Here is a 21,820-nt window from a genome sequence, read left to right as displayed (position 1 = left end):
CGCCGGTCGTCGATGAGCTTGCATGTGGCCATTCAATGCAGTTTGCTTGTGTTTGGTCAAGGATGAGTTCGTCAGGCTGTGGATGGTGTGCGCGGTCGGCTGGCCGCGACCTCACCCACGAGGGAAGGTGGGGGCATGCGGTGGGAGCGGCTCTTCGACGACCTGGAGGCGCAGCTCGCGTCCGACGACGCCCACGACCGCGAGGCCGAGATCGCCGACCGCACCCGGCGTGAACGGGCCCTCATCGACCTGCACGCCCGCCTGCTCGCCAACATCGGTGACGTCGTCGGCTGGTGGGTCGCCGGGCAGACGCTGACGGCACGCGTCACTGACGTCGGGCCCGACTGGGTGCTCGTCGAGCCCGCTCCTGGCCGGCCCCTGCTGCTGCGCCTGGGCGCGGTGCGGTCGGTCTCGGGCCTGCGGCGCGGCGCCCAGGCCCCGTCGGTCGTGGCACGCCGCTTCACGATGGGCCTCGCCCTCGGAGCGATCAGCCGGGACCGCGCGCCGGTCGAGATCCGCGACGTCGACGGCAGACCGCTCGTCGGCACCGTCGACGTCGTCGGGGCAGACCATCTCGAGATCGCCGAGCACGCGGGCGACGAGCCACGACGAGCGGCCAACGTCACCGCGGTCTCGCTGGTGCCCTTCGCCTCACTAGCCTGGGTGCGCCGCCTGCGTCCGCACCCGGCTGACGGTTGAGGAGCCGGCAGGTCACTCCTCGGCCGTCCCCCCGAAGGGGTGGGCCTCGACGAAGGACCGGGTCTCGGCGTACATCCGCTGGATGTAGGCCTCGAGCTCGGTGGCCTCGACCCGCCACTGACCGCGCCCGCCGATCTTGATGGCGGGCAGCTCGCCCGAGCGCACGAGGGCGTAGGCCTGGGCAGCCGAGATGTTGAGCACCTCGGAGACCTCGGCGAGCTGCAGGAAGCGCTGGGCCACTCTCTCTCCTCCTCGTGGTCGTGCGACGGGCCGGTCCCATCGTAGGTCGCCGCGGTATGCCGCAGTGCCGGGTCTCCACAGGTGTGCAGCTCGGCGCGCGCATCCTCTCCACCTGTTGCAGGATGTGCTGCACTCACTGCGCGCGTCGCACACCGCACGACCTCAGGGGACACCGCATGACCGAGCTCGCCCGACCCGCCGCCAAACGCCTGCAACGGCCCTCGTGGCGTGACAGCCGGCTCGTCGTCGGCGTGCTCCTCGTGCTCGTGGCGGCGACGCTCGGCGCCAAGGCAGTCGCGAGCGCCGACGACCGCGTGCCGGTCTGGGCAGCGGCCGACGACCTCGTCGTGGGCGACCGGGTCGACGCGTCGTCGTTCACGCGCGTCGACGTGCTCCTCGGCGACGGCTCCGTGCCCTACCTGTCGGCCGACTCACCGGCGCCGACAGGCAGCTTCGTCGTGCGCGACGTGAGAGCCGGTGAGCTGGTGCCGGCAACCGCGGTCGGGAGCCCCTCCGACGTCGACGTGCGGCGCGTCACGGTGCGCGCCGACGCGGCCTCGACCGCGGGCCTGACCCGGGGGAGCCGGGTGGATGTCTTCGTTACCCCGAAGGCGGTCACCGGCGGCGACCGCACCCCGCCCCGCACCACGCGACTCATCGAGGGGGCCGGGGTCGCCACCGTCTCGACGACGACCGGCGGGCTCGGTGCCAACGCGATGACGTCCGTGCAGCTCTACGTGCCCGCCGACACCGTGCAGCCGCTTGTCGAGGCCGTCGACGGCGACGCGAAGCTCACGCTCGTGCCGGCCGTCGGGTCGGTGGGCGGGTCGCTCGGCGGTGGCGGGGCGTGACCGACGTCATCACGGGGCTCGGCCCGCGGTGGGAGGCCTCGGTCGCCACGACGCTCGAGCGGGTGCCCGGAGTGACGATCGCGCGGCGGTGCGCGGACGTCGCCGAGCTGCTCTCGGTCGCGCAGGCCGGTGTCGGGCAGGTGGCGGTCGTCTCGTTCGACCTCCGGGGCCTCGACCTGGAGGTGGTGGCTCGCCTGCGCGCCAAGGCGATCCGCGTGGTCGGTCTGCATCCGGTCGACGACGAGCAGGCTCAGCGGCGGCTGCGGCAGCTCGCGGTGCCGACGCTCCTCCCGCTCGACGCGACCGCCGGTGACCTCGCTGCTGCGTTCGACGCCGCTGCCAGTGTCGATCCCGGTGCCAGCGTCGATCCCGGTGCCGGCGACATGACGGGCCGCCTCGCCGACCTCATTCAGCCGCCGGTCGTCGACCTGCCGGGGAGGCCGGCCGCCGGCGACGACGACGACGCCGGCGAAGGCCCCGACAACGGCAACGGCCCCGACAACGGCAACGGCAACGGCGAGTGGAGCGGCTGGCGCCCCCGCGGTGGCTTCGATCCGGTCGACGCCGACCGTGACGGCGGGCGACTCCCCGATGGGGTCGACGACGAATCCGATGGCGCCGGAGCGCCGCCCGAGCGTGCCCGGATCGTCGCCGTCTGGGGGCCGACGGGTGCGCCCGGCCGCACCACCGTGGCCACGACGCTGGCCGCCGAGCTGGCCTCCCGGGGCGGGGAGGTGCTCCTCGTCGACGCCGACACCTACGGCGGCTGCATCGCCCAGACCCTGGGGCTGCTCGACGAGGCTCCCGGCATCGCCGCGGCCTGCCGCGCGGCCGAGCAGGGCACCCTCGACCTGCCGGTCCTCGCCGGTCTGGCCCCACAGGTGCTCCCCGGTCTGCGGGTCCTGACCGGACTGCCCAAGGCGGAGCGGTGGACCGAGGTGCGGGCGGCGGCCCTCGAGCGGGTGCTCGAGCTCAGCCGGGCGCTCGTGTCCGTCGTCGTCATCGACTGCGGCTTCTGCCTCGAGGACGACGAGGAGCTCAGCTACGACACGGTGGCGCCCCGCCGCAACGAGGCCACCCTCACCAGCCTGTCCGCTGCCGACACCGTGATCGCGGTGGGTGGGGCCGACCCCGTGGCGCTCCAGCGGTTCGTGCGGGGCCTGCAGGAGCTCGGCACCGTGCCGTCGCCGCAGCCCCTGCCCGTCGTCAACCGGGTGCGCAGCGCCGCCGTGGGGTCGCGTCCCGAGGCGCGCATCGCCGCCTCGCTGCAGCGCTTCGCCGGCCTCGAGGCCGTCCGCTTCGTGCCCGACGACCCTGCGGCGGTCGACGCCGCAGTGCTCGCCGGCCGCTCCCTCGTGGAGCAGGCACCCGAGTCGCCGGCCCGATCGGCGATCGCTGACCTGGCATCGGCGGTGGCGCCCTGGACCGCGCCCCGGGGGCGCCGACGTCGAGAGCGCGGTCTCAGAGCGCTGTCACGCCGTTGACGAGCACGATGACACCGAGCACGGCCAGCACGACCGCGCTGAGCATCGTGGCCCGCGCCTGCAGCCAGCGGTCGCCATGTTCGAGCGCGCGCAGCGCCCCCTCGCCGCCCGCCACGCGATAGAGCACGGGACCGGCGACGCCGATCGAGCCCACGATCGCGAAGAGCAGGACGGCCGGCACGTGCAGCGCTGGCGACGTCGTCGCCTCCAGCAGCGCCGACGTCGCGCTGGCGATGATGGCGAGGTTCTTGGGATTGACCGCCCCGAGCGCGAAGCCCGTGCTGAAGGCCTTGCGCGGGCTCCAGCCGGCGACTCCCTTCATCCACGCAGGCTGCTTCGCGGAGCCACGGGCCTGCCACGAGCGTGCTCCGAGCACGAGCAGCGCGACACCGGCCGCGATCCGCACCCAGGCGAGTGCGACGTTGGAGGGCGGGTCGGACCCGTCGGACGCGGCCACCGCGACATCGGACACCGCGATGACGACGCCGAGGGCCACCGCGAGGCCCAGCGCCCACCCGCCGGCGAGGCCGAGACCGACCGGAGCAGGGCGGGACGAGGCGAGCACGAAGGCCAGCACCACGACCGGGACACCCGCGACGGCCACGGCCACCCCGTAGGTCAACGCCACGACGAGGGCCGAGCCCAGCTCCGAGGTCATGGCGTCAGCCTAGGGACGATCGCTACGGCGTGAAGAGAATCGTCAGACCACCGAGGGTGTAGAGGATCATGACGACCATGAGCGGCACCTGACCGATCACGGCGGCCCGGTGCGGCAGCACGGTGATGGCCCGCTCGTGGGCGGCGAGCACACCGAGCAGGTGCCCGATGACGATGCTGACGGCCTGGATGGTGGCGACGAGCGTCGGCTCGATGAGCGCGGCGGCGGGCACGAGGTCAGCGGTCCCGAGCCAGTCGGCGCCGGTGCCGAGAGGGTCGCTCAGCAGTCGCCACGCCTCCTGCCCCTGGTAGACCCACAGCGACCAGTAGTGCGCGATGACGTAGCCACCGGCGATCGGGATGAGGGACGGCGCCATGTCGCTGACGAAGGGCACTGACTGCCGCAGCGGCTGACCCGCCAGCCGCACCGACACGGCTGACGCGAGCCAGAGGGTCAGGGCGACGAGGGCGAAGAAGCCGATCAGGGTCACCGTGCGCAGCAGTGACGACGGCAGGGGAGAGCTCTGCACGAAGGTCGCCCACCCGAGGTTGGCCGAGAAGCCGTCGTATGCCGTGCTGCCGAGCATCACGGCCACGGTGGCCACGAGCCCACGCTGGCCCCGCAGCGTGTTGACCCCGTGCAGGGGTGTGCGCAACACCCAGCGTCCGTCGTCACGCCGGCCGAGCGGGGCGAGCAGCCCGAGCAGCCGAGACCAGGCCTCGAACGGGTCGGCGTGGTCGAACCACGTGCGTCCGAACACGGCGGCACCGAGGAGCGAGATGGCGAAGAAGGACGCGATGAGCACGCGGAGGAAGCCCAGCGAGGTGTTCTCCTCCGCGACGAGCTCGACCCAGGTGAACGCTCCGAGGCCCAGGGCCGCGGGCCACAACCCCCAGCGGTAGGGCAGCAGCGCCAGTTCGGGAGAGACCCGCGCGAGCCGCAGCACCCCGGTGTGGAGCAGGCGCAGCGGGTTGATGACCCTCCAGACCGGCCCGAGCACCATGGAGGCGAAGGCGAGCCCGACCCAGAGCCAGACGTAGACGACGTGGGGCACCGGGTTCCTCGCGGAGTCCGGCCCGAAGACGAGCGCGAGGAGGGTCCAGAGCGTCAGGACGACCGCGAGGACCTGCGCCACGACCCGCAGCCAGCGGGAGTCCAGCACCGCTGCGAGCCAGCCCGGCAGCAGCACGCCGTCGCTCTCGCGCAGCCGTGGCTCCCTCCAGAGGAAGGCGATCGCGACGAACGAGATGAGCAGCGCGGCGCCGGCCGCGACGACGAGTGCCGTGAAGGGCAACGGCAGGTCGCCGCGGCTGCCGACGCCATGAGCCGGCAGGGCGGTGAGCACGGAGGTGGTGCTCACCGCACGGCGATGGAGAGCAGGGTGAGAGCGGGCTCGTGCGTCTCGACGTCGTAGACGCCGGGCTCGGTCGCCGTGAGCCGCAGCGTCGTCGGCACCCCGGCCTCGAGGGTGGCCTCGTCGTCGAAGCCGTGAGCGTGCAGCTCGTCGTCGTGGTCGCTCGTCACGACCAGCTCGAGCGTCGTGCCGACCGGCACCTCGACCTGGGCGGGTGGTGGCGTGACCGTCGTGCCGGTGATCGTGACCTCGAGGCGCTTGACCGCGCCCGTGCCCGTCGCGACCGGCTGGCCCGTCCCGGTGGAGTCGCTGGTCGAGGCGCACCCGGCCACCCCGGTCAGGGTGCCCGCGAGCACGAGGGCGGTGACGGCATACGGGAGGGGGCGAAACGCGCGCATGGCCACGATCCTAGGTCGGGGCGTCTGGCAGAGTGGCACCATGTCCGACCGGCTGACCTCGCTCGACGCGTCCTTCCTCTACCTCGAGGAGTCGACGACGGCGATGCACGTCGGCTCCGTCATGGTCTTCCAACCGCCGCGCGACGGCTTCGACTACGACCAGCTCGTCGACATCATCGAGAGCCGCATCGGGGCGATCCCGCGCTTCCGCCAGAAGGTGCGTGACGTGCCCGGTCGCATCGCCAACCCCGTGTGGGTCGACGACGAGGCCTTCGACATGAGCTACCACGTGCGCCGGGCGGGCCTGCCGCGCCCGGGCAGCGACGAGCAGCTGCAGGACTTCGTGGCCCGGGTGCAGCCCCGCAAGCTCGACCGCACCCGGCCGCTGTGGGAGGTCTACCTCGTCGAGGGCCTGCACGACGGCCGCTTCGCGATCGTGACCAAGACGCACTACTCCCTCATCGACGGGGTCAACGCCCTCGACATCGCGCACGTCATCGTCGACGCCGTCAAGGGTGAGGGTGAGGGCGCCGAGCCCGTGCCGTGGGAGCCGAGCCGCGCCCCGAGCTCGGCCGAGCTGCTCACCGGGGCCGTCATCGATGCCGTGCGCCGGCCCACCCAGGTCGTCGACCTCGTGCGCGGAGGCATCAACGACGTGCTCAACGTCGGCCTGCGGGCAGCCGAGTCGGCGGGCACCCTGCTCTCCGCGGTCGCCCGCACGGCGGCGAGGCCGGCACCCGACTCACCGCTCAACGCCGAGGTCGGCACGGCCCGCCGCTGGGTCATGGTCTCGACCGACCTCGAGGACTACCGCACGGTTCGGCGGCGCCTCGCGCGCGGCGCCTACGCCGAGGACGTCACGATCAACGATGTCGTGCTCGCCACGATCGCCGGTGGCCTGCGCACGTGGCTGCTCGGGCGCGGCGAGGCGGTGAGCGGGCCCAGCGTGGTGCGCGCCATGGTGCCCGTGAGCATCTACGGCGACGACCCGGCGGGCATGTATGCCAACCAGGTCATGGCGTGCGTCGTCAACCTCCCGGTCGGCGAGCCGGGCGCCTCGATGCGGCTGCACCAGATCGCCTTCGCGATGCGGCAGCAGATGGAGGGCGGTCAGGCGGTCGGCGCGTCGTCGCTGGCCAACCTCGCCGGCTTCGCGCCGCCGACGTTGCACGCCCTCGGCGCCCGGCTCGGCTCGGCCATGTCACGTCGGCTCTACAACGTCATGATCACCAACGTCCCCGGCCCGCAGAGCCCGCTCTATGCCGGTGACGCGAAGATGCTCTCGACCTACCCCGTCATGCCGCTCGCCAAGGGGCAGGCGCTCTCGATCGGCATCACCTCCTACGACGGCGGGGTCTACTACGGCCTCAACGCCGACCGCGAGGCGATGCCCGACGTCGACGACCTGGGCTCCTCGATCCTCGAGTCCATCGACGAGCTGACGAGCGGGCACGAGTCCTGATGGCCGTCGTGCGCGTCTACGTCCCCCTCGGCCGGACGGCCCTCGAGGAGCTCGCCGCGTCCGGGAGCCTCCCAGCCGCGCAGGGTGCCCCGATCTCCGCGTATGCCGTGACGTCGGCCCTGCGCTCGCGTGCACCCGGTCTCGACGTCGAGGACCTCGAGTACGCCGCCTTCAGCGACGCCGTGGCCGTTGCCGCCGGGGTGCGCGAGTCGCCACAGCACCGTCGGGTCGTCGCGGCTGCCGACGCCGACCCGTCGTGGGTCGTGCAGGGTGTCGCCGACCCGGCCTCCGGTGTCGTGCTCGTGGCACCCCTGCCGCTGTCGCGCGTGGCCTCCTTCCACGTCGACGACGAGACGGCCGTCGGTCGCGCTGACGAGGAGGCCGACGAGCTGCTCTGGTATGACGTGACCGAGCTCGACGACGTGCGCTCCTTCCTCGCCTGACGGTAGGTCGCACTCGTGACCGGGGAGCCGACGGACGAGCGCGTCGCCCGCTACGACGAGCACGGCGCGGTCGTGGGTGAGGTCGCTCGGTCGGTGATGCGCCGCGAGAACCTCTGGCACGCAGCATCATCCGTGGTCGTCCGCGACCCGCTGGGGCGCATCTACCTGCACCGTCGCACGACGACGAAGGACGTCTATCCGGGGCTGCTCGACTTCGCAGCCGGTGGGGTGGTGGCTGCCGGCGAGGACCCGTCACGGGGGGCGGTGCGCGAGGCCGACGAGGAGCTGGGCGTGCACGGCGTGCCCCTCGAGCCCCGCGGCGTCGTGGCCTACGCCGACGAGCACACGCGCTACCACGCCCACCGCTTCACTACCCGGTGGGACGGCCCGATCCGGTGGCAGCCGGAGGAGGTCTCATGGGGCGACTGGATCCTCGTCGACGAGCTGCTCCAGCGACTCGAGGCAGAGCCCGGGGCGTTCGTGCCCGACAGTGCCGCGGTCTGGGGACCGGTCTTGCGTGACTGGCAGGCCGACCGGGTGCTGCTGACCCAGGGGTGGGACAGCGAGGCGAGCCTCGTCGAGGGCCGGTGGGTGGACCGGTCGCCACGCCGCCCCGAGGTCGAGCGACAGCTGCTCAGCGAGGCGGCCCTGCTCCCGCTCATCGGCGACACGCTGGGGCAGACCGGCGTCGAGGTGCCGCGCCCGAGCATCGTGCGTCGCGAGCCGCTCATCGTGCGCCACCCGCTGGTCGTGGGCACGCCGGCCGACCCCGAGCGGCTGAGCGCCGCCGATGGTGACCGCCTCGGCCGCTTCCTCTCGCTGCTGCACGGCACCGCCGACTCGGTCCTGGTCGCGGCCCGGCTGCCCTCTGCCGCAGACGATTTCGTCGAGACCGCGCAGCAGCTCGAGCGCCTCCGCCTAACGGTGCTTCCTCTTCTCGACGATCGTGCCCGGGCGGTCGCGTCGTCACTGCTCGAGACGGTGGACGTCACGGCAGACCGCGTGCTGTGCCACGCGGACCTGCTGCCCGAGCACGTGCTCGTGCGAGACGGCGCCGTCGTGGGCATCATCGACTGGGGCGATGCCCGGGCCACCGACCCCGCCATCGACCTCGCCTGGCCGTTGCACGGCACCAGCCGCGCCTTCGCTGACGGGGTGCGCGCGGCATACGGCACCTCCGACGACGTCGTGGACCGGTCGCGCGCCTGGTGGGCCCTCGTGCCGTGGTTCGACGTGCACCGCGACGTCTTCCTCGGCGACGGCGCAGCGCTCGCCGGCGACCTCGACACGCTGACCGAGCGGTTGCGATGGTGGCAGCACCCCTGAGCCGGACACCTGTTGTGGGCGCCGCGGCGTCCAACCCGTGGTCCGGGGGAGTCCGAGCCACCCGGTCGCTTGTTAGTTTGCACGGATGGACTTCAGCGCTGACGAGTACGCCCGCCGCGATGCCGACCGTCTCCGCGAGGTGCTCGCCGGGCCGCCCGTGACGTGGGTGTTCCTCGGCGACAGCATCACCCAGGGGGTTCGGCACACGCGCGGCCGACGGGGCTACGTCGAGCACTTCGCCGAGCGGGTGCGTGGCGAGCTCGGCCGGCGCAGTGACGCCGTCATCAACTCCGGGGTCTCGGGCACGACGACCGAGGACTTGCTGCCGGAGTTCCACTGGCGCGCCGGGCGATTCGCGCCTGATGTCGTCTTCGTGATGTTTGGCACCAATGACCAGACGGCCGGTCCCGACGGCGTCCGCGGCTTCCGCTACCGCCTCGACCAGATCGTGCAGCGCTCCCGCGACGTGGGCGCCATGGTCGTGCTCCAGACCCCGCCGCCCGCCCGGGCCGAGGGGGACCGTTCGCCAGAGCTCGCCGAGTCCTACGCCGAGGTGGTCCGGCAGGTCGGCGACGACCTCGGCGTGCTCGTGGTCGACCACGCGGCGGCCTGGCGTGACGCGGCTGCACGCGAAGGTGCGTCACCGGCCCCGGACGGCTGGCTCGACGACTCGTTCCACCCCGGCGCGCGAGGCCACCTCGAGCTGGCGCTCACCCTCTTCGCCGCCCTCGGCATCACCGACCCGGCGAGCGAGGTCTGCACGCTCGTCGTCGACGAGTCGGTCGGCGCGAGCGCCTGACCTGGCGCGCACCGGGCGGGAGGGTGCCACGCCCGGTCTCAGGGGCGGCTCAGGGTCTGATCAGGGCTGTCCCCAGCAGCGCCGGTGCCCGGGGAGCCGGAGGATGAGGTCATGACACAGCCGATCCCCACCCCGCAGGGCCAGGGCCTGCCCGCCACCACAAGCGAGGAGCGCACCTGGGCGATCCTCGGCCACCTCTCGGCGATCATCGCCGCCGTCATCTCGGCCGGCTGGCTCAGCGTCGTCGGCCCGCTCGTCATCTGGGCGCTCTACAAGGACAAGAGCGCCTTCGTGCGCCAGGCCGCGGCCGGCGCCTTCAACTTCAACCTCGCCGTGTGGGCCGCCGTCATCGTCGGTTGGATCATGTTCTTCACGGTGATCCTCATCCCCGTCGCCCTCATCGTGTGGCTGGTCGCGTTCGTCGCGGCGCTGGTCTTCCACATCAAGGCGGCCCTCGCGGCCAACCGCGGGGAGCTCTACCACTACCCGTGGGGCATCACCGTCCTCAGCTGAGGCGCGCACCCGGGATCTGACCTGGACCCTGCAGGCATGGAACGATGGGGTGGCTGCCCACGAGGCAGCCACCCCTTCGCGCGCCCGAGGGCGCGCACCCCCGTGCTACAGCAGGAGAAGGTCGATGGATGCAGTGACGCAGGTGCCCGCGCCGGTCAACGAGACGGTGCTCGACTACGCCCCCGGCTCACCGGAGCGGGCCTCGCTCGAGGTGGCGCTCGCCGAGCTCGGTGCGACGCAGGTCGAGCTGCCCCACGTCATCGACGGTCAGCGGGTGACCGGCACCGGTCGCGCGATCCCCGTGCGGCAGCCGCACGCGCACCGCTCGGTGCTCGGCACGCTGCGCAACGCCACCGTCGCCGAGGGTCAGGCTGCGGTCGATGCCGCGAAGGCCGCGGCGCCGATGTGGCGAGAGCTGTCGTTCGACGACCGCGCAGCCATCCTGCTCAAGGCCGCCGAGCTGCTCTCCGGCCCGTGGCGCGCCCGCCTCAACGCGGCGACCATGCTGGGGCAGAGCAAGACGGCCTACCAGGCCGAGATCGACAGCGCCTGCGAGCTCATCGACTTCTGGCGCCTCAACGTCCACTTCGCCCGGCAGATCCTCGAGGAGCAGCCTCCCCTCAACACCAAGGGCATCTGGAACCGCTCCGACTACCGCTCGCTCGAGGGCTTCGTCTATGCGATCACGCCCTTCAACTTCACCGCCATCGCCGGCAACCTGCCGACCGCGCCGGCGCTCATGGGCAACACCGTCGTCTGGAAGCCTTCTCCCACACAACAGTTCGCGGCTTCGCTGACGATGCAGCTGCTCGAGGAGGCCGGCATGCCTCCCGGCGTCATCAACATGGTCACGGGCGACGGCATCAACGTCTCCAAGGCGGCGCTGGCCGACCCCGACCTCGCCGGCATCCACTTCACGGGGTCGACCCCGACCTTCCAGCACCTGTGGTCGGAGGTCGGCACCAACCTCGGCCGCTACCGCACCTACCCGCGCCTCGTCGGCGAGACCGGCGGCAAGGACTTCATCCTCGCCCACCCGAGTGCCGACCCGGCCGTGCTGCGCACCGCGATGATCCGCGGCGCCTTCGAGTTCCAGGGCCAGAAGTGCTCCGCGGCGTCGCGCGCCTATGTGCCGGCGTCGATCTGGAAGCAGATCAAGGGCGACCTCGTCGAGCTCACCAACGGGCTCTCGCAGGGTGACGTGACCGACCTGTCCAACTTCATGGGCGCGGTCATCGACGATCGCGCCTTCGCCAAGCACAAGGACGCCATCGACCGTGCCCACGCCACGGCGGGCATCGACGTCGTCGCGGGTGGCACGTATGACGACTCCGTCGGCTACTTCGTGCGTCCGACCGTGCTCGAGATCAAGGACGCGACGGACGAGTCGTTCCGCACCGAGTACTTCGGCCCGATCCTGTCGGTCCACGTCTACCCCGACCGTCAGTACGACCGGGTGCTCGACCAGATGGAGGGCTTCGCCCCCTTCGCGCTGACCGGCTCGATCATCGCCCAGGACCGCCGGGTGATCGCCGACGCGACGAAGCGGCTGCGCTTCGCCGCCGGCAACTTCTACGTCAACGACAAGCCGACCGGAGCCGTCGTCGGACAGCAGCCCTTCGGTGGCGGTCGCGCGTCGGGCACCAACGACAAGGCCGGCGCGGCTCAGAACCTGCTCCGCTGGACGAGCGTCCGCTCCATCAAGGAGACCTTCGTCCCGCCGACCAACCACGTCTACCCACACATGGGCTGAGCCGACTCAGTGGGGGTCAGGAAGTGAGCACTCGACTGACAGGCCGTCGAGTGCTCACTTCCCGTCGTGTGGTCCACGTCGAGTGCTCACTTCCCGACGTCAGGAAGTGAGCACTCGACTCAGTGGGCCCACGTGCCGACGTGGAATCCGTTGGGGGTCAGGCCCGCTCGGCCAGCCAGCGCTGACCGGTGCGCTGCTCGCTGCGGATGGCGTCGACGACCGCTGGTGCGGCCGCCTTCTCCACACGCCCGCCGAGCAGGGGGATCGAGGCCTTGAGGTCGCCGTCGATGGTCATCGCCGTGCCGCCCGCTGCCGCTGCCAGCCGTACCTTCGCGCGGAGCGCGACGGGGGCCCCGGCGACCTCGACGACGAGGGTGCCGTCGCGCGCGTCGTCCGCCGCGCCGCCGCCCCACTCGTAGGTCTCGGTGACCGCCAGCCTGTCGCCCACGATCGAGCGCGCGAAGTCCGGCAGGTCGTCGGCGGGCAGCTCACGCTGGGTCACGATGCGGGCACCGTCGCCGACGGAGCTCACCGCCGACTCATGACGCTCCGAGCCTGCCTCGATGCACTTCGCCTCCTGGAAGGCCGGGTCGGTCAGCATCGCGAAGACGGCGGCAGGGGTGGCCGCGTAGTCGATCGTCTCGGTGATCTTCATGCCCACACGCTAGGGCACCGCCTGCGGTCACGAGCCGGGGGACCGCCCGGCGCGCGCGTCGTGCGCCACTGCGGCCAGGGCGTCGTGCGACTGCTGCAGCTCGCGGCCCAGCCGGGCCAGCTCACGGGCGCGCACCATGGTCACCCGGTTGAGCAGCTCCTGGAGCCGGTGGCGCTCCCGGGCCCGGGTCTCGGGGTCGACGCGGCTCGGCCCCGAGGACTCGACGACGAGCTGCCCGTCGATGACGAGGTCGGCGCGCGCGAGGTCGGGCGCGAGCTGGCGCGCCCGGGCCGCGGCCTCGACGGCCGTCGTCGTCCAGCCCTGCAGCAGCGTGCCCACCCGGTCAAGCTCGGTCGCCGCCTGTTCGAGCAGGCGGCGCTCGTGCGCGGTGGCGTCGTCGTGCGACCGTCGCCGGGCTCGGGACGCCGATCCGCCCAGGTCGGTGACGAGGTCGGCCAGCCGCCCCGACTGGGTGAGCAGGGCGCCGCCGAGCGCCGACACGGAGGCGGGGTCGCCGGTGGGGAGGCTCATGCTCGACCACCCTCCGGGGCACCCGGCCCCGGCGACGACGCGAGGGGCTCGGCGGCATACGGCGTCGGTATGCGGTCCGGTGGACCCGCGCGACCGAGGTCGAGCAGGCGCTCCTCCGCCGCCTCCGACAGGGCCCGGAGGGTGTCGGCCGCCTGCTCGACCCAGGTGTCGAGCAGGCGCTGGATGGCGAGGTCTCCGACGTCGGGGAGGTGGTCGAGCAGTCGGTCGGACATGGAGCGGGTCTCGGTGCGGGCTGCGCCTAGCGCGCGCAGGGCCGCGCCGTCTGCGGTCGGTGGCCGGCCGCGCGCATCGCTCATGGGCCCACTCTAGGCAGTTGGGCCACGACACCCCGGGAGTTCTCCACGGGTCGTTTCGAGGCCGACGCCGGACGGCGATAGGCTCACATCGTGAGATGCCCGGCACGACGATGTGCCGGCGCACGAGCCGCACGGTGAGGAAACCGACACACGCATGACCGCGTCACTCGAAGAGTCTCGGACCGACGTCCTCCGGACCGCCGCGATCGCCGCGGCACCGCCGACGCCCAGCACACGAGCCACGGGTCGCCGCCGGCGGGCCGACCCCACCGAGGAGCTCCAGGCCTTCCTCGCCTCCTACTACCGCCTCGTGGCCACCGAGGACCTGCTGGCGCGCCCCTCCCGTGAGCTCTCGACGCTCGCCCTCGCGCACCGCGACTTCGCCCAGCACCGCCCGGTGGGCACGCTCAACGTGCGCGCCTTCAACCCGTCATCGCAGGACGAGGGCTGGTCGACGGGCCACACCGTCGTGCAGATCGTCGTCGACGACATGCCTTTCCTCGTCGACTCCGTCGTGTCGGCGCTCGGTGGCTTCGACCGCGGGGTGCACCTCATCGTGCACCCGCAGATGACGGTCGAGCGCACCATCACCGGTGACCTGCGCTCGGTGCTGCCGGAGGGCACCTCCCTGAGCAGCGGCGACGACTCGACCGGCGTCGTGCGCGAGTCGTGGATGCACGTCGAGATCGACCGCCTGCCCGAGAGCTCGCTCAGCGACCTCGAGGCCCGTCTGCGACACGTCCTCGAGAACGTGCGCGACTCGGTCGAGGACTGGCCCAAGATGCGCGCCCACGCCCTCACCATCGCGAGCGAGCTCAAGTCCGCGACGCCACCCGGCACCGACCCCCGCCAGGCGCGCGAGGCGAGCCGTTTCCTCGAGTGGCTCGCGCACAACAACTTCACCTTCCTCGGCTACCGCGAGTACGCCCTGCGCCACGAGAACGGCCACGACATCTCGGTGCAGGTCGCCGGCACCGGCCTCGGCGTGCTCCGCTACGACCGTCCGCACGCCGGCACGGGTGTCGTCCTGACGCCGGCGGCGAGCCGCGCTGCGCGTGACTCGACGATCCTCATCATCACCAAGGCCAACTCGCGCGCGACGGTGCACCGCGACGTCTACCTCGACTACATCTCGATCAAGCGCTTCAACGCGCGGGGCGAGTGCATCGGCGAGCAGCGCTTCCTCGGCCTCTACGCGTCGGCCGCCTACAACGACACCATCCACGACATCCCGCTGCTCGACGTGCGGGCGGAGGAGGTGCTGCGCCTCACCGGCCTCAGCGCCGACAGCCACTCGGGCAAGGACATCCTCCAGATCCTCGAGACCTACCCGCGCGACGAGCTCTTCCAGACGAGCCCGCAGCAGCTCGCCGACATCGCGACGAGCGTCCTGCACCTGCAGGAGCGCCGCAAGACCAAGCTCTTCACGCGGCGCGACGAGTTCGGCCGCTTCGTCTCCTGCCTCGTCTACCTCCCGCGCGACCGCTACAACACGACGGTGCGCCTGCGCATCGAGGCGCTCCTGCTCGAGGCCTACGGCGGCGCGACCATCGACAACACGACCCGGGTCAGCGAGTCGACGCTCGCGCGCCTGCACTTCGTCGTCCGTATGCCGTCCGGTGTCGACATCCCCGACGTCGACGAGGCGGCCCTCGAGCGCCGCGTCATCGACGCCACCCGCACGTGGGACGAGGACCTCTCCGAGGCGCTGAGCGCCTCGCGCGGGGTCGACGAGGGTGCGCGCACGATGGCGGCCTACGCGAAGGCGCTCCCCGAGGCCTACAAGGAGGACTTCGACGTCGAGACGGCCGTGGCCGACCTCGACCGCATCGAGGGTCTGGGCGAGGGTGACCGCACGACCGCGTTGCACCTCTACGCCGACGCGGCCGCCGAGGGTCCTGAGGAGCGGCGTTTCAAGCTCTACCGCCGCGCCGACCTCTCGCTCACGCAGGTGCTCCCGCTCTTCACGCACCTCGGTGTCGAGGTGACCGACGAGCGCCCCTACGAGGTGCGCGGCGTCGACCACCGGGTCCTGCACATCTTCGACTTCGGCCTGCGGGCCCCCGCCGACCGGTGGGGCTCTGGCGACGAGGTCGACGACGTGCGCGCCCGGTTCGAGGACGCCTTCCGCGCGGTCTGGGAGGGGCGGGCCGAGTCCGACGGCTTCAACGCGCTCGTCCTCGGCGCTGGGCTGACCTGGCGCCAGGTCGTCATCCTGCGCACGGTGGCGAAGTACCTCCGCCAGACCGGCTCGACCTTCTCGCAGGACTACGTCGAGTCGGCGCTCGTCGCGCACACCGACATCGCGCGCAGCCTCGTCGAGCTCTTCCAGACCCGCTTCGACCCCGACGCCTTCGACGACACCACCGAAGCGGGTCGCAACCAGCGCGCAGCGCGGCAGAAGGCGATCGTGTCGAGCGTCAGAGAGGCGCTCGACGACGTCGCGAGCCTCGACCACGACCGCATCGTCCGGGCGCTGCTCGGCGTCATCCAGGCGAGCCTGCGCACGAACTTCTACCAGCCCGACGACCGCGGCAACGACAAGACCTACGTCTCCCTCAAGCTCAACCCCAAGAAGGTCCCCGACCTCCCCGCGCCGCGGCCGATGTTCGAGATCTGGGTCTACAGCCCGCGCGTCGAGGGGGTGCACCTGCGCTTCGGCAAGGTCGCCCGTGGCGGCCTGCGCTGGAGCGACCGGCGCGAGGACTTCCGCACCGAGATCCTGGGGCTCGTCAAGGCGCAGATGGTCAAGAACGCCGTCATCGTGCCGACCGGCAGCAAGGGCGGCTTCTATGCGAAGCAGCTCCCCGACCCCGCCGTCGACCGCGCGGCCTGGATGGACGAGGGCATCGCGGCCTACCGGCTCTTCATCTCGGGGCTGCTCGACCTCACCGACAACCGCGTCTCCGGCGAGGCCGTGCCTCCGCAGCGGGTCGTGCGTCACGACGAGGACGACACCTACCTCGTCGTCGCGGCCGACAAGGGCACCGCGAAGTTCTCCGACATCGCCAACGGCATCTCGGCCGACTACGGCTTCTGGCTCGACGACGCCTTCGCCTCCGGCGGCTCGGCCGGCTACGACCACAAGGGCATGGGCATCACGGCCCGTGGCGCGTGGGAGTCGGTCAAGCGGCACTTCCGCGAGCTCGGCGTCGACACCCAGACCGAGGACTTCACGGTCGTCGGTGTCGGCGACATGAGTGGCGACGTCTTCGGCAACGGCATGCTCCTGTCGGAGCACATCCGGCTCGTGGCGGCCTTCGACCACCGGCACATCTTCGTCGACCCGACTCCCGACGCCGCGGTCTCGTATGCCGAGCGGCGCAGGATGTTCGAGCTGCCCGGGTCGTCGTGGGCCGACTACGACGCGTCGCTCATCTCCAAGGGCGGCGGCATCTTCGACCGCTCGGCCAAGTCGGTGCCGATCAGCGCAGCCATGGTCACGGCCCTCGGTCTGCGGGCCGGCACCAAGACCCTGACGCCGGCCGAGCTGATGAAGGCGATCCTCAAGGCGCCCGTCGACCTGCTCTGGAACGGCGGCATCGGCACCTACGTCAAGGCCACCCCTGAGACCAACAGCGAGATCGGCGACCGCGCCAACGACGCGATCCGCGTCAACGGTGCCGACCTGCGCTGCAAGGTCGTCGGCGAGGGAGGCAACCTCGGCGCGAGCCAGCTCGGCCGCATCGAGGCCGCGCTCGCGGGGGTGCGCGTCAACACCGACGCCATCGACAACAGCGCCGGGGTCGACACCTCCGACCACGAGGTCAACATCAAGATCCTGCTCACGGAGCTGACCCGCTCGGGCGAGCTGACGATGAAGCGGCGCAACACGCTGCTCGCCTCGATGACCGACGACGTCGCCCAGCAGGTGCTGCGCGACAACTACGAGCAGAACGTCCTGCTCGGCAACGCCCGCGCGCAGCAGCACGAGATGCTGACCGTGCACGAGCGCCTCATCCAGTTCCTCGAGGAGCACGGCGACCTCGACCGCGGCCTCGAGTTCCTGCCGAGCGACGCCGAGATCTCGCGCCGCAACAAGGAAGGTCTCGGCCTCGTCTCGCCGGAGTTCTCGGTGCTCGTCGCCTACGCGAAGCTCTACCTCAAGAACCAGCTCATCACGACCTCGCTGCCCGACGACCCGTGGTTCGCCGAGACACTGGCCGGCTACTTCCCCAAGGCGCTGCGCAGCAAGTACGCCGACCAGATCGCGGTCCACCCCCTGCGTCGCGAGATCATCACCAACTCCGTCGCCAACTCGATGGTCAACCGCGGTGGCATCACCTTCGCCTACCGCGCGGGGGAGGAGACCGGCGCGTCGCCCGAGCAGGTCGCCCGCGCCTACGTCGTGTGCCGCGAGATCTTCGACCTGGCCGGCTACGTGCGCCAGGTCGAGGCCACCGACAACGTCGTGACGACGGCTGCGCAGACCGCGCTCTACCTCGAGTTCCGCCGCCTCATCGACCGGTCGGTGCGATGGTTCCTCACGTCACGGCCCGCGGTGCTCGACATCGCCGCCGAGGTGGCGCGCTTCCGTCCCGGCATCGAGGCGTATGCCGCCCGCATCCCCGAGCTGCTCCAGGGCAGCGAGCGCACGCGCCTGCTACGCCGAGCCCGCGACCTGCAGGGCAAGGGTGTCCCCGAGGAGCTCGCGCTTGTCGCGGCCTCGCTCCTCGACGGCTACTCGCTGCTCGACATTATCGAGATCGCCGAGGAGACGGGCGAGCAGCTCGGCGACGTCGTCGGGGTCTACTTCCTGACCTCCGAGACCTTCTCGATCGACGCCATGCTCGGACGGGTGACGATGCTGCCCCGCGACGACCGCTGGGACGCGATGGCCCGAGGTGCCCTGCGCGACGACCTCTACGCGGTGCTGCACATCCTCACCCGGTCGGTGCTCGAGGTCAGCAACCGGCGCAGCTCGCCGGCCGAGCGGCTGGCCGAGTGGTCGGAGCTCAACGCCGACGCCCTGACCCGCGCGCGTGGCGCACTCGGGGGCATCGAGCGGATGTCGCACGCGGGCATCGCCGCGCTGTCGGTCGCGCTGCGCACGCTGCGCACCGTCACCAAGCCGGCAGCCTCGTCGCCAGCCGTTACCCCAGCACCGACGAGCACGGCCGACGAGCCGGGTGAGCGGCAGGCACCCGCGGCGAAGGTCACCGCGAAGAAGGCGCCTGCGAAGCCGGCGCCTGCGAAGAAGGCCGCCTCCACCTCGAGGGCATCTTCCACCACGAAGGCAGCACCCGCGAGGAAGGCCGCCTCGACGAAGAAGGGTGCCGCCACCAGGACGGCGGCTGCGGCCAAGGCAGCCGCCGGGAGCACGAGAGCAGCCGCCACCCAGAAGGCCGCAACCACCACGAAGGCAGCACCCGGCAGGAAGGCCGCGTCCACGAAGAAGGCCGCGACCACGAAGAAGGCAGCACCCGCGAAGAAGGCCGCGACCACGAAGAAGGCCGCGGCTGCTCGGGCGCCGCGCCGCTCCTGAGGCCCGCGCAGCGGTCGTGAAGGGTCGGACCCCCGGGGCGGGGTCCGATCCTTCACATAGGCTTGCGTCTCGTGGCCACCCTCAGCGAGCTCTTGCGCGGGCGGACCAACCTGCCCGACCACGACGTCGACTGGCTGCACCTGCTCGTCGGTGACTGGCAGCTCGTCGCCGACCTCTCCTTCGCCGACCTCGTGCTCTGGGTGCGCACCGTCGGCGACCACTGGGAGGCCGTCGCGCACGTCCGCCCCACGACGGGCCAGCTCGTCTTCGTCGAGGACCAGGTCGGTCGTGTGGCGGAGCCCGGCCGCACGCGTGACCTGCTCGACGAGGCTGCGGCCGAGCAGCGCATCCTCCGGGTGCGCCAGGTGCTCGTGCCGCACGACCACGCCCCCGACCAGTCGGTCCGCGAGGAATACATCCCCGTCGTGCGCGGCGGCCACGTCGTCGCGGTCATGACGCGACACACCAACCTCTGGACGACGCGCACCCCGAGCCGCCTGGAGCTGACCTACCTCGCCACGGCCGACGCCCTGTGCCGGATGGTGACGGGAGGGGAGTTCCCGCACGGGGGCGCCCCGACGGGCCTGCGCCGGGGTGCGCCCCGGGTCGGCGACGGCGTCATCCGCCTCGACATCGACGGGCTCGTCACCTACGCGAGCCCCAACGCCGTCTCGGCGCTGCACCGCCTCGGTCACCTCGGCGAGGTGGTCGGGGCGAGCCTGGCCCAGATGGTCACCGACAACGTGCGTGACTCCTATCCCGTCGACGAGGGGCTGCCGCTCGTCGTCACCGGTCGCCAGCCGTGGCGCACCGAGGTCGTCGCCGGCGGCACGACCGTGTCGATGCGCGCGATCCCGCTGACCGAGGCCGGGCAGCGGTTCGGGGCGATCGTGCTGCTGCGCGACGTCGGTGAGCTGCGCCGCCGCGAGCGTGAGCTCATGACCAAGGACGCGACGATCCGCGAGATCCACCACCGGGTCAAGAACAACCTGCAGTCCGTGGCGGCGCTGCTGCGGTTGCAGGCGCGCCGGGTGCCCGAGGGCGAGGCGCGCATCGCGCTGAAGGAGGCTGAGCGTCGCGTCGGCACCATCGCCATGGTCCACGACCAGCTGAGCCAGGGTTTCGACGAGACGGTCGACTTCGACACCATCGCGCAGCGCGGCCTCAACGCCGTCGTCGAGGTCACCGCCAACGGTGCGCCCGTGCGCACCGTGACCGAGGGATCGTTCGGCCGGTTGCGCGCCGAGGACGCCACGTCACTCGCGATGATCATGAGCGAGCTCGTGCAGAACTCCATCGAGCACGGGCTCGGCGACGCCGGGGGAGAGGTGCGCATCTCGATCGAGCGGTCGTCCGACGAGCGCGGCAAGCCGATGGTCGTCGTCTCCGTCGAGGACGACGGCAAGGGCATCGACCCGGCCCGCCGGCCGGGCTCAGGTCTCGGCACCCAGATCGTGCAGTCGCTCGTCGGTGACCTGCAGGGCCGCATCACCTGGGAGCCGGTCATCCCGCACGGCACGCGAGCCCGGTTCACGGCCAGCCTCCGCCCGCTCGAATAGGGCCGCCCATCGCCGTCCCGAGGCGGCCATGATGGCCGATGCGGCCGATGCTCCGATGCGGTCGTGGACCGGTCCGGCGCCGGACGCACGGAAAGGCCCGGTGACGAAGTCGTCACCGGGCTGGCAGACGGGGGCTCAGCCGGCTCGGCGGGCCCGTGCGTTGCGTCGCTTGAGAGCGCGACGCTCGTCCTCCGAGAGGCCACCCCAGACACCGGCGTCCTGCCCGGTCTCGAGAGCCCACTTGAGGCAGGTGTCGATCACGGGGCAGGTGCGGCACACGGCCTTGGCCTCCTCGATCTGCAGGATGGCCGGCCCGGTGTTCCCGATGGGGAAGAACAGCTCCGGGTCGACTTCCAGGCAGGCAGCGCGGTCGCGCCAATCCATATGGCTTGTGCTCCTTCTGTGGTCGTTGTCGTCACCGCCCCCGGCGGAGCCCCGCGGTCTGCGGGAGCCGGGCGCCAGCGTCGTTGACGGAGCCTGAGGGGGTGAGGTCGTGGTGGTGGTGGTGCGGACATGACTCGACCGGAGCCGAGGTGGTCACGCACCGGCGTCATCGATCGATGGGCGAGCCCATCTGACCAACGCCGACGCGCGCGGGATGATTCCGCACGCGAGCAGTGCATGACCAGTGTGCCCAGAGCCCACGTGGATGTTCAACGTGTTGGACGCAAGTCACACCGAGGTAACACTGTATCGGCAGGAAGCCCACAGTTCCACACCTGCGCCCCGTGGCGCGGCTCGGTGCGGTGGCCGCCGCCGACGCGGGCCGGCTCGGCACGGTGCGGACCCGGTGGAGGATGCGCGAGGTCGAGTCATCGCTACGCTGCTCCCGTGACCGATCCTCGCACCGATCCGAGCACGAGCCCCGGCGCGCAGCCCCGCGGCGGCGTCACCGCGGCGCACCGCGTGGCGGGCGTGCTGACCCTCCTGGAGGGCCTCGTGCTCGTCGGGATCGTCGTCTTCTACCTCGTCGAGATGGTCTCCGGCGCCACCGACGACCTGGCTCGGGCGGCTGTGTCGGCGGTGCTCATCCTCATCTTCGGGGTGGCCCTGCTCGCCCTGGCGCGGGCCTGGTTCCGCGCGGACGAGTGGCCCAAGACCCCGACGGTGCTCTGGAACGCTCTGCTGCTGCCGGTCGCCTGGTCGCTGCGCGAGGGCGACCAGGGGATGCTCGCGCTCGGCGTGGGCGCCCTCGCGCTCGCCAGCATCGTGGCCGCGGTGGCCGCCCCCCGCGCCCCGCGTGAGGCACCTGACGGCTCCTGACGGCACCTGACGGCACTCGGCGGCACTCGG

Annotated in this window: 20 protein-coding genes; 12 read left to right on the top strand and 8 right to left on the bottom strand. The window is 71.9% G+C overall.

Annotated features, from left to right (window positions below):
• Positions 1 to 135: 135 nt before the first annotated feature.
• Positions 136 to 699, top strand: a complete 564-nt coding sequence (locus LG278_RS15295) for a hypothetical protein (RefSeq protein WP_404388186.1) — start codon at positions 136 to 138, stop codon at positions 697 to 699.
• Positions 700 to 711: 12 nt separating this feature from the next.
• Here the strand turns inward: LG278_RS15295 and LG278_RS15290 are convergent, their stop codons facing one another.
• Positions 712 to 939, bottom strand: a complete 228-nt coding sequence (locus LG278_RS15290; RefSeq protein ID WP_404388184.1) for a helix-turn-helix domain-containing protein — start codon at positions 937 to 939, stop codon at positions 712 to 714.
• A gap of 176 nt (positions 940 to 1,115) precedes the next feature.
• On the opposite strand from LG278_RS15290, the gene LG278_RS15285 reads away from it, so the two are divergent.
• The gene (locus LG278_RS15285; protein ID WP_404388182.1) at positions 1,116 to 1,790 is read left to right on the top strand and encodes a hypothetical protein; all 675 of its coding nucleotides are present in this window, start codon (positions 1,116 to 1,118) and stop codon (positions 1,788 to 1,790) included.
• Positions 1,787 to 3,274, top strand: a complete 1,488-nt coding sequence (locus LG278_RS15280; protein WP_404388180.1) for a CpaE family protein — start codon at positions 1,787 to 1,789, stop codon at positions 3,272 to 3,274. Before LG278_RS15285 ends, LG278_RS15280 begins: the two co-directional genes overlap by 4 nt.
• Here LG278_RS15280 and LG278_RS15275 read toward each other — a convergent pair.
• The 3 genes from LG278_RS15275 to LG278_RS15265 are packed head-to-tail and all read right to left on the bottom strand — an operon-like array spanning position 3,252 to position 5,684.
• The gene (locus tag LG278_RS15275) at positions 3,252 to 3,932 is read right to left on the bottom strand and encodes a GAP family protein (RefSeq protein ID WP_404388177.1); all 681 of its coding nucleotides are present in this window, start codon (positions 3,930 to 3,932) and stop codon (positions 3,252 to 3,254) included. The two genes, LG278_RS15280 and LG278_RS15275, sit on opposite strands and share 23 nt — an antisense overlap.
• A 22-nt stretch (positions 3,933 to 3,954) precedes the next feature.
• Positions 3,955 to 5,292: a hypothetical protein gene (locus LG278_RS15270; protein ID WP_404388175.1), complete on the bottom strand. Its 1,338-nt coding sequence runs from the start codon at positions 5,290 to 5,292 to the stop codon at positions 3,955 to 3,957.
• On the bottom strand, positions 5,289 to 5,684 hold the full coding sequence (locus LG278_RS15265; protein WP_404388174.1) for a hypothetical protein: 396 nt from the start codon (positions 5,682 to 5,684) through the stop codon (positions 5,289 to 5,291). Before LG278_RS15265 ends, LG278_RS15270 begins: the two co-directional genes overlap by 4 nt.
• Positions 5,685 to 5,724: 40 nt before the next feature.
• On the opposite strand from LG278_RS15265, the gene LG278_RS15260 reads away from it, so the two are divergent.
• The 6 genes from LG278_RS15260 to pruA all read left to right on the top strand — a co-directional run bounded on the left by LG278_RS15260 (position 5,725) and on the right by pruA (position 11,980).
• A complete protein-coding gene (locus tag LG278_RS15260; protein WP_404388172.1) occupies positions 5,725 to 7,146 on the top strand; it encodes a wax ester/triacylglycerol synthase family O-acyltransferase in 1,422 nt (473 codons plus the stop codon).
• Positions 7,146 to 7,589, top strand: a complete 444-nt coding sequence (locus LG278_RS15255) for a DUF6912 family protein (RefSeq protein WP_404388171.1) — start codon at positions 7,146 to 7,148, stop codon at positions 7,587 to 7,589. The genes LG278_RS15260 and LG278_RS15255 overlap by 1 nt, the downstream gene beginning before the upstream one ends.
• Positions 7,590 to 7,604: 15 nt before the next feature.
• Complete coding sequence (locus LG278_RS15250) at positions 7,605 to 8,915, top strand: phosphotransferase (RefSeq protein WP_404388169.1); 1,311 nt, start codon at positions 7,605 to 7,607, stop codon at positions 8,913 to 8,915.
• An 85-nt stretch (positions 8,916 to 9,000) separates the two neighbouring features.
• Positions 9,001 to 9,714 (top strand): SGNH/GDSL hydrolase family protein, encoded by a 714-nt coding sequence (locus LG278_RS15245; RefSeq protein WP_404388167.1) that lies wholly within the window; start codon positions 9,001 to 9,003, stop codon positions 9,712 to 9,714.
• A gap of 111 nt (positions 9,715 to 9,825) precedes the next feature.
• Positions 9,826 to 10,227, top strand: coding sequence for a DUF4870 domain-containing protein (locus tag LG278_RS15240; protein WP_404388166.1), 402 nt, complete (start codon positions 9,826 to 9,828; stop codon positions 10,225 to 10,227).
• 124 nt (positions 10,228 to 10,351) lie between these two features.
• Complete coding sequence (gene pruA, locus LG278_RS15235) at positions 10,352 to 11,980, top strand: L-glutamate gamma-semialdehyde dehydrogenase (RefSeq protein ID WP_404388164.1); 1,629 nt, start codon at positions 10,352 to 10,354, stop codon at positions 11,978 to 11,980.
• 157 nt (positions 11,981 to 12,137) lie between these two features.
• Here pruA and LG278_RS15230 read toward each other — a convergent pair whose 3' ends face one another.
• The 3 genes from LG278_RS15230 to LG278_RS15220 are packed head-to-tail and all read right to left on the bottom strand — an operon-like array spanning position 12,138 to position 13,483.
• Positions 12,138 to 12,635 (bottom strand): DUF2505 domain-containing protein, encoded by a 498-nt coding sequence (locus tag LG278_RS15230; RefSeq protein WP_404388163.1) that lies wholly within the window; start codon positions 12,633 to 12,635, stop codon positions 12,138 to 12,140.
• Positions 12,636 to 12,662: 27 nt separating this feature from the next.
• Positions 12,663 to 13,166 carry a hypothetical protein gene (locus LG278_RS15225; RefSeq protein WP_404388161.1) on the bottom strand — a complete coding sequence of 168 codons (504 nt, stop codon included), beginning with the start codon at positions 13,164 to 13,166 and terminating at the stop codon, positions 12,663 to 12,665.
• Positions 13,163 to 13,483 (bottom strand): hypothetical protein, encoded by a 321-nt coding sequence (locus LG278_RS15220; protein WP_404388159.1) that lies wholly within the window; start codon positions 13,481 to 13,483, stop codon positions 13,163 to 13,165. The genes LG278_RS15225 and LG278_RS15220 overlap by 4 nt, the downstream gene beginning before the upstream one ends.
• Before the next feature lie 154 nt (positions 13,484 to 13,637).
• Between LG278_RS15220 and LG278_RS15215 the strand changes: the two genes are divergently transcribed.
• On the top strand, positions 13,638 to 18,968 hold the full coding sequence (locus LG278_RS15215) for an NAD-glutamate dehydrogenase (RefSeq protein ID WP_404388158.1): 5,331 nt from the start codon (positions 13,638 to 13,640) through the stop codon (positions 18,966 to 18,968).
• 71 nt (positions 18,969 to 19,039) lie between these two features.
• On the top strand, positions 19,040 to 20,527 hold the full coding sequence (locus LG278_RS15210; RefSeq protein WP_404388156.1) for a sensor histidine kinase: 1,488 nt from the start codon (positions 19,040 to 19,042) through the stop codon (positions 20,525 to 20,527).
• Positions 20,528 to 20,662: 135 nt separating this feature from the next.
• On the opposite strand, the gene LG278_RS15205 is transcribed toward LG278_RS15210, so the two are convergent.
• A complete protein-coding gene (locus LG278_RS15205) occupies positions 20,663 to 20,911 on the bottom strand; it encodes a WhiB family transcriptional regulator (protein ID WP_404388154.1) in 249 nt (82 codons plus the stop codon).
• Between the two features lie 447 nt (positions 20,912 to 21,358).
• Here LG278_RS15205 and LG278_RS15200 point away from each other — a divergent pair, with 447 nt between their 5' ends.
• Positions 21,359 to 21,790: a hypothetical protein gene (locus LG278_RS15200; RefSeq protein WP_404388152.1), complete on the top strand. Its 432-nt coding sequence runs from the start codon at positions 21,359 to 21,361 to the stop codon at positions 21,788 to 21,790.
• The last annotated feature ends 30 nt before the right edge of the window (positions 21,791 to 21,820 follow it).

It is taken from the genome of Humibacillus xanthopallidus (assembly GCF_044793955.1).
GTDB lineage: Bacteria > Actinomycetota > Actinomycetes > Actinomycetales > Dermatophilaceae > Humibacillus > Humibacillus xanthopallidus_C.
The sequence above is the reverse complement of the archived record's forward strand: the minus strand, read 5'-3'. Positions and strand labels throughout refer to the sequence as shown.